Annotated in this window: 8 protein-coding genes; 1 reads left to right on the forward strand and 7 read right to left on the reverse strand. The window is 43.2% G+C overall.

The genetic code is table 11. The annotated features are described in order from the left end of the window. From QZ331_RS13825 to tig, 5 genes are all read right to left on the reverse strand, one after another. A partial coding sequence (locus tag QZ331_RS13825) for a SusC/RagA family TonB-linked outer membrane protein (protein ID WP_294631264.1) occupies nucleotides 1–2,416 on the reverse strand: 2,416 nt, incomplete at its 3' end. 496 nt (nucleotides 2,417–2,912) lie between these two features. Then, nucleotides 2,913–5,093, reverse strand: coding sequence for a DNA helicase RecQ (gene recQ, locus QZ331_RS13830; protein ID WP_294631266.1), 2,181 nt, complete (start codon nucleotides 5,091–5,093; stop codon nucleotides 2,913–2,915). 169 nt (nucleotides 5,094–5,262) lie between these two features. Further along, nucleotides 5,263–6,507: an ATP-dependent Clp protease ATP-binding subunit ClpX gene (gene clpX, locus QZ331_RS13835; RefSeq protein WP_294631268.1), complete on the reverse strand. Its 1,245-nt coding sequence runs from the start codon at nucleotides 6,505–6,507 to the stop codon at nucleotides 5,263–5,265. 2 nt (nucleotides 6,508–6,509) lie between these two features. After that, on the reverse strand, nucleotides 6,510–7,172 hold the full coding sequence (gene clpP / locus QZ331_RS13840; protein WP_294631270.1) for an ATP-dependent Clp endopeptidase proteolytic subunit ClpP: 663 nt from the start codon (nucleotides 7,170–7,172) through the stop codon (nucleotides 6,510–6,512). A 139-nt stretch (nucleotides 7,173–7,311) separates the two neighbouring features. After that, complete coding sequence (tig, locus tag QZ331_RS13845; protein WP_294631272.1) at nucleotides 7,312–8,667, reverse strand: trigger factor; 1,356 nt, start codon at nucleotides 8,665–8,667, stop codon at nucleotides 7,312–7,314. A gap of 396 nt (nucleotides 8,668–9,063) precedes the next feature. On the opposite strand from tig, the gene QZ331_RS13850 reads away from it, so the two are divergent. Further along, on the forward strand, nucleotides 9,064–9,309 hold the full coding sequence (locus QZ331_RS13850; RefSeq protein ID WP_294631274.1) for an RNA-binding protein: 246 nt from the start codon (nucleotides 9,064–9,066) through the stop codon (nucleotides 9,307–9,309). Between the two features lie 300 nt (nucleotides 9,310–9,609). Here QZ331_RS13850 and QZ331_RS13855 read toward each other — a convergent pair whose 3' ends face one another. Together QZ331_RS13855 and QZ331_RS13860 are read right to left on the reverse strand one after the other, a co-directional pair. Beyond that, nucleotides 9,610–10,380 carry an ABC transporter ATP-binding protein gene (locus tag QZ331_RS13855; RefSeq protein WP_294631276.1) on the reverse strand — a complete coding sequence of 257 codons (771 nt, stop codon included), beginning with the start codon at nucleotides 10,378–10,380 and terminating at the stop codon, nucleotides 9,610–9,612. Then, nucleotides 10,377–10,896, reverse strand: a 520-nt coding sequence (locus QZ331_RS13860) for an ABC transporter permease (RefSeq protein ID WP_294631278.1), incomplete at its 5' end; no start/stop codon positions are given. The genes QZ331_RS13855 and QZ331_RS13860, both read right to left, overlap by 4 nt.

Consider the following 10,896-nt stretch of genomic DNA (forward strand, 5'->3'; position numbering starts at 1 on the left):
TGGTTATCTTACCACGATAGTTGAATGAAAGTTCCCAACCACGGTTACGCATACAGGCATTGTTGGTTTGGGGTGCTGCAGCTCCAAACATATCGGGGAACTTCATTCCCGGTCCCAACATATCTTTTGTATCGCGCTGGAAAATATCAAATGTACCGGTCAGTGCATTGTTGAAGAATCCGAAATCAAGACCGATATTCTTGCTTTCCACTTTCTCCCACGTAGTTTTAGGGTCGATAACGCCAGCCGGATTAGTATAGATGTGCCGCCCGTCGGCAAAGATATAACCACCCAGTCCGCCATTAAGTGACATATCGGATGAGAATGTATAAAGCGCCGCATTGGCCTGATTACCCAACAATCCCCACGAAGCACGCAGTTTCAAGTTAGAAACAACATCGGCAGTCGATTCCATAAACCTCTCGCGATGAATGTTCCAGCCTAACGAAATAGAAGGGAAGAATCCCCAACGGTTTCCTTTAGCGAAACGGGAAGAACCATCGTAACGCCCGTTCACTTCAAGCAAATAACGTCCGTCATAATCGTAGTTAATACGTCCGAAGAATCCGCGTGTAGCCCATCCGTTACGGGTGTCAACCACCGTCTTATCACCGGTTCCCATCCCAAGATTCGGATTGGAAGTGGAATAGAGTCCGGTAATGGAATTCTTCATCCAACTGTAATCATTGTTTTCTTCCTGATAACCTGCCATAACTACAAAATTGTGTTTATCGGCAAGCGAAAACATATAATTGGTATAAAGATTAATACTCTGATAACGAGTGGTGGTATAAGCACGGGTAAACTTACCGTCTTGTGCCACACCCATTTCCGCACGAGCAACTTTGGTTAGCGTCACGTTATCTTGTTCATAAATATAGGGAGCCACATTCAACGCTTCATATTCTAAATTCTGTTGTTTATAAGTATAGTCAAAGAAGATAATCCAATCTTTCAACGGCTTTACTTCAAATCCGGTAGTAATATTAAAACGATCACGCTTTGTATCAGTATAAGTACCGCTCTGCAAATAAGGAATCAAAGAGAGTTCTGTGAAATGACCGTTAGGGTCAACAGCCGATACCGTAGGACGAAAACGTGCTAAACTATGATAAAAACCTTCACTCAGTCCACCATCCAGTGAGCTGCTCTGACTGAATGGTGTCTTATTATCCGAATGCATAAATTTAGTATTGAATTTCAGTTTGAGCCATTTGGTAAGTTCGGAGTTAATATTCGCACTTAACGTATATCGTGTATAATCCATATCAGCATAACGCAAGATTCCTTCCTCATTATAGTATCCACCCGACACATAATACTGTGCTTTCTTACTACCACCACTGAAACTAACATTATGGTTATGCTTAAAGCTATAATTCTTGTAGTGAAGATCAAAATAATCAGTGTTGCCTAATCCTTTTTCCGAATTCTCGAAAGCAGCATTCAACGACTGTCCCAGTGTAAGTTCTGCCCAAGGATTCATACTCAACGGATCGCGCATATATTTTTCCAAATTGGCAATTTTTTCATCACTGTAGGCACGATTAGCAGAGCCAGCATTGGTCACACCGTAGTTCCAAAACTTCACGAAGTCCAACGAATTAACCATGTCAGGCAACACGGTCGGAGTACTCCATCCTACTGTACCTTGATAGTTGGTACGCATCTTTCCTTCCGTTCCTTTCTTGGTAGTAACCAAGATGACACCGTAAGCAGCACGTGCACCATAAATGGCACAAGCAGCAGCATCTTTCAGTACAGAAATATTCTCAATGTCGTTAGGATTGACATCCGACAGTTCCATTTCTACACCATCTACCAAAATATAAGGATTCGCATTGTTTGCCAAGTTTCCCTGTCCGCGCAAACTCAACGTACCTGAAGCACCTGGTCTTCCCGAACTGTTGTTGCTGACCTGCAATCCTGGAACCATACCTTGTAAACTTTGGGTAGCATCTACTACAGGACGGGTCTCTAACTCACCACCTTTTACGGATGATACGGCACCTGTCAAATTAACCTTCTTCTGTACTCCATAACCTACCACCACAATTTCATCCAAAGTTTGATTATCTTCTTTCAAGGTAATTCTAAGCGGATTACCGTCCCACACAACTTCTGCATCCACATATCCTACATACGAAACAACAATCACATCGCCTTTTTTCGCATTAGAGATGCTGAAATCTCCGTCTATTCCCGTAATAGTTCCATTCGTAGTACCTTTGACTACAACCGACGCGCCAATAACAGTTTCACCATTTTGATCTACTACAACGCCTTTACATACATTGTTCTGCATCATTGTATGTGCTTCCTGAATTCCAGCGAGAGGAGTTGCCCGCACATATCCGGCATACATTCCGAACAAAAACAACACCGCACTCATTAACTTAATCGTTCTTTTTCTCATACGTAAAAAATTTAAGGAATTATTAAATTGACTAATAGTATTGAACATGAAATTCAATAATGTATTAGCTCTAAATTTTCACAAACCATATTAATTGATTTATTAAATGATTCTTTTTAAAAATTAATTCATTTAATGGTGCAAATATATATTTAATTCAAATATAACCAATAGCTTTTATGCATAATATTTTCTATGCATAACATTAAAACAGTAATTGAATGATGTAAATTTAAACAAACTTTACGAGAAAAATCGAATGATATTTATAGAAGGTGCATATTCCAATAAGGCAACAATATGTGTAAATGAAATGTTTTCTAATGAGATTTATTGATATAATATTCTAAAAAAGTTCCGGAAGTTTAAAATTTAGAATTCTTTTGTCTATAAACAAAATAGCTTTCACTAATTTCATCCCAACTATCAAACCTATGTTTTTAAGTTGCTAACGGATGAAACTGATGAAAGCTATTTAAGTATCTGTGCAAAAAATTTAGTTAGCCATTTCCGAAATAAACTTGATACGTACCAGGCGAACCTCTTCTTCGGTGAAGTCATCGCCCAACTCGTCAAGCGCATCGTCAATCTTATCTGTGGTAGATTCCTTGAAATAATCGTAGATGTCGAGCATATGGTCCTCATCCATGATTTCTTCCAGGAAGTAGTCGATGTTCAATTTGGTTCCCGAATAGACGATGGCTTCCACTTCGTCGAGCAATTCACCGAAATCAATGCCTTTGGAAAGAGCAATGTCGTCCAACGCTACTTTACGGTCGATGGCTTGGATGATAGCGACCTTCATCTTCGACTTATTGGCAACCGTGCGCACACGTAAGTCTTCGGGGCGCTCTATTTCGTTCTCTTCACAATGACGCTTAATCAGTTTGCAGAACTCCTCACCGTAGCGTTTTGCCTTTCCGGCACCTACACCGGGAATGTTTTGCAGTTCATCCAACGTCACCGGATAGATGGTAGCCATCGCTTCCAAAGAGGGGTCTTGGAAAATGACATATGGCGGAACTTCCAACTTCTTGGAGAGTTTCTTCCGCAGGTCTTTCAACATTGAGTAAAGAGCCGGGTCGACGGCACAAGAACCACCGCCGCGTGTCGGTGCTTCCTCTTCGACCTCTTCAAAGTCGTTGTCTTCGGTTATTTTGAATGATTTCGGCTTCTTCAAGAACTTACGTCCTTCTTCGGTCACTTTCAGGAGTCCGTAATTCTCTACATCCTTACTCAAGTAGCCCGCTATCAAAGCTTGACGAATCACTGCATTCCATGTTTTGTCTTCTTCGCCCATACCAGAACCGAAGACTTCAAGGTCTTCATGCAAATGCGCCTGTATTTCTGAAGTTTCTTTGCCTTGTAGTATGTCTATTATATAATCTGCTTTAAAATTTTCTTTCACCGCGATAATCGCTTCAATCACGGTACACAATAATTCTTGAGCCTCCACTTGTTTTTTAGGGTTTAAACAGTTGTCACAATTTCCACAATTTTCTTCCGTATATTCTTCGCCGAAATAATGTAGCAACGTCTTGCGTCGGCATACGGAAGATTCGGCATAAGCAGCAGTTTCCAACAGAAGTTGCTTGCCAATTTCCTGCTCTGCCACAGGTTTTCCTTGCATAAACTTCTCCAGTTTCTGCAAGTCTTTGTTTGTATAAAAGGTTATGCACTGGCCTTCGCCACCATCTCTGCCGGCACGTCCTGTCTCCTGGTAATATCCTTCCAAACTCTTCGGAATATCGTAGTGAATCACAAACCGCACATCGGGTTTGTCGATTCCCATACCGAAAGCGATAGTAGCTACAATGACATCGACTTTCTCCATCAGGAAATCGTCCTGGTTCTTGGTTCTCGCCATCGAGTCCATTCCTGCATGATAAGGGCGCGCATTGATACCGTTCGCTTGAAGGATTTCGGCAAGTTCTTCCACTCTTTTCCGGCTCAGGCAATAAATGATACCCGATTTTTCCGGATTGCTTTTGATATACTTGATGATATCCCGGTCGATATTGGCAGTCTTCGCGCGTACCTCATAATATAGGTTCGGACGGTTGAACGAAGATTTGAAGACTTTGGCATTTATCATTCCCAAATTCTTCTGGATGTCGTGCTGTACTTTAGGCGTTGCCGTTGCAGTAAGTGCTATCAACGGAGCTTTCCCTATTTCATTGATGATAGGACGAATGCGCCGATATTCCGGCCGGAAGTCGTGTCCCCATTCGGAAATACAGTGGGCTTCGTCCACTGCATAGAATGAGATTTTCACAGAACGCAAGAATTCAACGTTTTCTTCCTTCGTCAACGATTCGGGCGCCACATACAGCAATTTTGTCTTTCCGGCAAGGATGTCCGACTTCACCTGGTCAATAGCACCTTTATTCAATGAAGAGTTGATAAAATGGGCGATGCCGTCTTCTTCACTGAAATTGCGCATGGCGTCCACCTGATTCTTCATCAAAGCGATGAGCGGTGAAATCACGATAGCCGTACCTTCCATCAAGAGCGAAGGCAACTGATAGCATAAGGATTTCCCGCCACCGGTGGGCATCAGCACAAAGGTGTCGTTACCATTGAGCAAATTCTGAATGATTGTTTCCTGGTTTCCCTTGAACTTATTAAATCCGAAATACTTTTTCAGTTCATCTGTTAAATTAATCTTCCTTGCCATCTTAACTTAGGTTGTTTTATTCAGTTCATGGTTTAACTTTAAGTAAGCTCTCTTTTTTCGAGAGGGCCAAACAAAGTTATAAACAACTTCGTAATTACCAAGCAAAATGTGACTAATATTTTCAAGAAAATACAGAATCATTCAAAATCGGCCGTATGATGCTTTGATTTCAGGCGGTTTGCAAACGTGCTATATTCGCTTTTTCCAGTTGATGTTTCGCATACTCGAGCGTCACCTCATACTCACTTTTGCTCTCGGAAGGGATTTCAAACATGACATCCATCATGATTGTCTCCACGATAGAGCGCAACCCACGGGCACCGAGCTTGTATTCTACCGCTTTGTCTACGATATATTCGAAAACAGCGTCTTCAAATGTGAGCTTGATGTTGTCCATTTCAAACAGTTTGACGTATTGTTTGATGATAGAGTTTTTGGGTTCGGTAAGGATGGCACGAAGCGCGTTACGGTCCAGCGGATTGAGATAAGTGAGCACCGGAAGACGGCCGATAATCTCAGGAATCAGTCCGAATGACTTCAAATCCTGGGGAGCGATGTACTGCATCATGTTGCTCTTGTCGATGACGGCCGTGTTCTGCGAAGCGGTGTATCCTACGACGTGTGTGTTCAGCCGTTGTGCTATTTTCTTCTCAATACCGTCGAAAGCACCTCCGCAAATGAAGAGGATGTTCTTGGTATTGACCGGTATCATCTTCTGGTCGGGATGTTTGCGTCCCCCCTGAGGAGGAACATTCACCACGGAGCCTTCGAGCAGTTTCAACAAGCCCTGCTGTACGCCTTCACCGCTCACATCGCGCGTGATGGAGGGGTTGTCTCCCTTGCGGGCAATCTTGTCGATTTCGTCGATAAAGACAATGCCGCGTTCTGCTTCGGCCACATTATAATCGGCCACTTGGAGCAAACGGGTCAGAATGCTTTCAATATCTTCACCCACATAACCGGCTTCCGTCAGCACCGTAGCGTCTACGATGGTAAAGGGTACGTGCAGCAACTTGGCGATGGTACGTGCCAGCAAGGTCTTTCCGGTTCCGGTGCTACCTACCATGATGATGTTGGACTTTTCAATCTCCACATCGTCGCCGCTGCCTTTTTGCAACAACCGTTTATAATGGTTATAGACCGATACGGAAAGGAAGCGTTTCGCATCGTCCTGTCCGATTACATATTGGTCGATAAATTTCTTGATTTCTACCGGTTTGGGTAGTTCTTTTAAATTGAGTTTGGTAGTTTCGGCGCTTTTCTTGCCTTCGCCCAATGCTTCTTGGGTAATCTCGTAAGCCTGGGTGGTGCAACTGTCGCAAATGCAGCCGTTCAGTCCCGTTATAAGGAAACTGACTTCATTTTCCGACCGTCCGCAGAAACTACACTTTTTCTTTGTCCTTGAATCAGCCATGTTTATTTTTTAATCAATACCTCATCAATCATACCGTATTCTTTGGCTTCCTGGGCTGTCATCCAGTAGTCGCGGTCTGAGTCGGCCCATACTTTGTCGAAGTCCGTATGCGAGTGTTCGGCAATAATCGTATAAAGTTCTTTCTTCAGTTTCTGAATCTCGCGGGCTGTGATTTCAATGTCCGAAGCCTGTCCCTGGGCACCTCCCATCGGCTGGTGAATCATCACGCGCGAATGCGGCAACGCTGAACGTTTGCCTTCGGCACCCGCCACCAACAAGACAGCCGCCATTGAAGCTGCCATACCGGTGCAGATGGTGGCAACATCGCTTGAGATAAATTGCATGGTATCGTAAATACCCAGTCCGGCGTACACACTTCCGCCCGGAGAGTTGATATAGATAGAAATATCTTTGCCCGAGTCTACGGAATCCAGATACAGCAGTTGCGCCTGGAGCGTATTTGCCGTATAATCATCGACCTGTGTACCAAGAAAAATAATGCGATCCATCATCAAACGGGAGAAAACGTCGAGCTGGGTAACATTCAACTGTCTTTCTTCCAAAATATAGGGATTCAAATATCCGGCCTGCGATTTTATCACATCATCCAATACCATGCCATTCATTCCTAAATGCTTGGTCGCGTATTTTCTAAAATCATCCATGTAAATTTTCCTTTCTTCAAATTTAAAACAAATGTGGGCACAAAGGAACGAAAAAGAATACAGAGACACAACAAAAAAACACAGAGTTTTATAAAAACTCTGTGTTTCTATGACTTTATAATCTATCCGGTCCGAACGATTATTCAAACATCTTGTTGAATTCTTCGATAGAAACGTTCTTGTTTTCCAAAGTAACCTGTGCTTTCAGGGCAGCAGCCAACTTCGTTTCGACAACGCGGTTTACCAGATTGTTGATTGTTTCTTTCTTCTTCAACATCTCTTGTGCGTAGTTGTCGAGCACATCGTCGGGAATAGACAACATACCGTATTGGGCAAACTGTGCTTTTGTTGTCTCTTTTGCCATATTCAGCACGTCGGCCTGTTCTACATTGATGTTGTTTGCTTCTACCAACTGTTCCTTAATGAGATGCCAGGTCAGTTCTTCGATGCTCTTGTCGTAGTTTTCGGCAACGAATTCTTCGCCTTTTTCTTCGTTGTTGAGCAACATGATACGTTTCAGCAATGCGTCGGGGAATTCCAACTTGCCTACCTTGTCGGTCAACACTTTGCGGGCATCAATCAGGAATTTGTAATCGCTGTCGGCTACAAATCTTGCTGCGATTTCTTCTTTAATCTTAGCGCGGAATTCCTCTTCTGTCTTCACAACGCCTTCGCCAAATGCTTGGTCGAACACTTCCTGAGTCAGTTCGCCCGGAACAAAACGGGTGATTTCTTCTACCTGGAAGCTGAAGTTGGATTGTACATCTTTAGCGATTTCTTTGTCGATTTTCAACAAGGAACCCAATTCGGCTGCATTTCCGTCATAAGCAACATTCGGGTTGAATACCAATACGTCGTTTACTTTTGCATTGGCGAAGATGGCTTTCTGCTCGTCGTTCTTCATGTAGGAAGGCATCATAACTGCACCTTCTACCTGGATACCGCCTTCTTTCGTGTTGCCTTCTTCATCCAACTGAGCCAACAAGCCTTTCAGCATATCGTTCTCTTGGTAAGTATCTACTGTGTCGTACTTGCCAGTGCGTTGAGTGTACATCTTCACCTGGTTTTCGACCATTTCTTCCGATACTTCAATCGTGTAGTAGTCTACTTTATCTTCCGCACTTACCTCTGCCTTGAATTCGGGAGCCAAAGCGATGTCGAACACGAATTCGAACTCTTCCATTGTGTCGAAGTCGACAACGGGCATCTTTTCTTCATTAGGCAACGGTTCGCCCAATATGTTCACCTTGTTTTCTTTGATATAATCGTAAAGGGCTTCCTGCAATGTTTTGTTCACTACGTCGGCAATTACAGACTTACCATACATTTTCTTGATAAGACTCACCGGAACCATACCTTTGCGGAATCCCGGAATTTGTGCCTTCTGACGGAGTGACTTCAACTCTTTGTCTACTTTTTCCTGATAGTCGGCTTTCTCAATTTTTACAGTAAGCAGTGCGCTTACTTTGTCAATGTTTTGTAATGAAACGTTCATTCTGACAATTATTTATTTGATTTATACTTTGTTCTATACTCAAAGAGGGTGCAAAATTAGTGCTTATCTTTCAATTTTCAAAAGACATTGATAATTTATTTCGCATCTATTCGGAATACGGACGAAGCAATTCTTTAAAAAACAGAACTTCCCTGCCGCCTTTATCTGCTTTTTTTCTCATTTTCTGTAAATTAAACCGCTAAAAAGATGGTCAATCCAAAAATTATTCCTTTCTTTGCCGCGGATTGATGGACCATTAGTTTCTCGATTTGATTGCAAGGTTTTTACTTCCGTTCCAAAAACGCTTTTGTAAACTCTCTGTCGTTTTAATCCTTTTATTAGTAACCATCTGTCCAGAGAGTTTTATTCATTTAATTTATTATTATCATTTTCATTATGAACATTTATGTTGGAAACCTTAACTACCGCGTTAAGGAAGGAGATCTGCAACAGGTGATGGAAGATTACGGAGCAGTATCGTCAGTTAAAGTTATTATGGACCGTGAAACAGGCCGATCCAAAGGATTCGCTTTCGTCGAAATGGAAGACGACGCTGCCGCTTCCAAAGCTATCGCCGAATTGAACGGTGCCGAATACATGGGACGCACGATGGTTGTAAAAGAAGCAAGACCCAGAGCTTAATCGCCTGATACCATATAACTAAAAAACTTCTGTCATCAAGTATGACAGAAGTTTTTTTATTGTCTCCCATGTTTTTTCAAAATGATTATCCGTCGCCTTTTCACACCCGACGAAGGAGGTATGTACAGCCCCTTTTCGTGCTGTTTGCAAGACATATAGATGGTAGAAGTTGGATATATAGATGCTGGAAGTCAGCCATATATCTGCTGCGGATTGGACATATATGCGCTGGAAGTCAGTCATATATGCGTTGTAAACAGTTGATAGTCAACCCTTCCGGAAGGCTCTAAACGGTAAGTCTTACCCTTCCATGCTTTGCATTTCCTGCTCTTTCACTTTGCGCAGCAAGTCGGAAGCGAAGATAAAGTTATTGAGCCGTTCGTTGGAAGAGGTAAAGATATCGTCTTTCGTTCCTTCCCACTCCTTATGTCCCTGGAATATATATATCACCTTCTCACCGATTCCCAACACAGAGTTCATGTCGTGCGTATTGATGATGGTAGTCATATTATACTCCTGCGTAATATCGTGAATCAAGTCGTCAATCACCAACGATGTCTTCGGGTCCAGTCCCGAATTAGGCTCGTCGCAGAACAAGTATTGCGGATTCAACGAGATGGCACGCGCGATAGCCACACGTTTCTGCATACCACCACTGATTTCGCCCGGAAACTTATCTTTCGCATCGGTCAGGTTGACACGGTCCAAACAGAACATGGCACGCCTGGTACGCTCGCGCAATGTGTCATTGCTGAACATATTGAGGGGGAACATCACGTTGTCCAGCACCGACAGCGAATCGAAAAGAGCGGCACTTTGGAAAATCATTCCCATCTCCTTACGGAGCATCTTCTTCTCCTTCTTCCCCATCGTCACCAGGTTGCGCCCGTCATACAGAATTTCACCCTGCTCAGGAGTGAGCAGCCCTACGATACATTTCATCAATACCGTCTTGCCCGAACCGCTTTGGCCGATAATCAAGTTCGTCTTTCCATTCTCGAAAGTCGCATTGATATCATTCAGCACCGTCTTATCGTCAAACGATTTATAAAGTCCTTTAATCTCAATCATCCCATCAAAAGTTTAGTTAATACCAAATCGGCAAACAGAATCAGCACACTGCTGCACACCACGGCATCGGTCGAAGCCTTTCCTACGGCAGTCGAACCGCCGTCCACCGTATATCCGAAGAAAGCGGACACACTGGCTATGATAAAGGCAAAAAAGAGGGATTTTATCACTCCCGCCCAAATGAACCACTCGATAAACATATACTGAAGCCCATACTCGAGGTCTACCGCATTCATCACTCCGGCAAACCAACAGGTGCAAAAGGCTCCGATAATTCCTGCAAAGATACTGAAGGTCACCAATATAGGAATGACACTCACCATAGCCGAAATCTTGGGGAGTATCAGGTAGTTGGCAGAATTGACTCCCATTATCTCAAGCGCGTCTATCTGCTGTGTCACCCGCATCGTTCCCAGCTCGGAAGCAATGTTCGAGCCCACTTTGCCTGCAAGAATCAAGCACATGATGGAGGAGGAGAACTCCAACAACATGATTTCACGAGTCACGTATCCCACC

Source organism: uncultured Bacteroides sp. (assembly GCF_910586915.1).
GTDB lineage: Bacteria > Bacteroidota > Bacteroidia > Bacteroidales > Bacteroidaceae > Bacteroides.

Coding starts and splice junctions, on each gene's coding strand:
- recQ (WP_294631266.1), bottom strand. CDS start 5,093: ATGGCAAGGAAGATTAATTTAACAGATGAACTGAAAAAGTATTTCGGA.
- clpX (WP_294631268.1), bottom strand. CDS start 6,507: ATGGCTGATTCAAGGACAAAGAAAAAGTGTAGTTTCTGCGGACGGTCG.
- clpP (WP_294631270.1), bottom strand. CDS start 7,172: ATGGATGATTTTAGAAAATACGCGACCAAGCATTTAGGAATGAATGGC.
- tig (WP_294631272.1), bottom strand. CDS start 8,667: ATGAACGTTTCATTACAAAACATTGACAAAGTAAGCGCACTGCTTACT.
- QZ331_RS13850 (WP_294631274.1), top strand. CDS start 9,064: ATGAACATTTATGTTGGAAACCTTAACTACCGCGTTAAGGAAGGAGAT.
- QZ331_RS13855 (WP_294631276.1), bottom strand. CDS start 10,380: ATGATTGAGATTAAAGGACTTTATAAATCGTTTGACGATAAGACGGTG.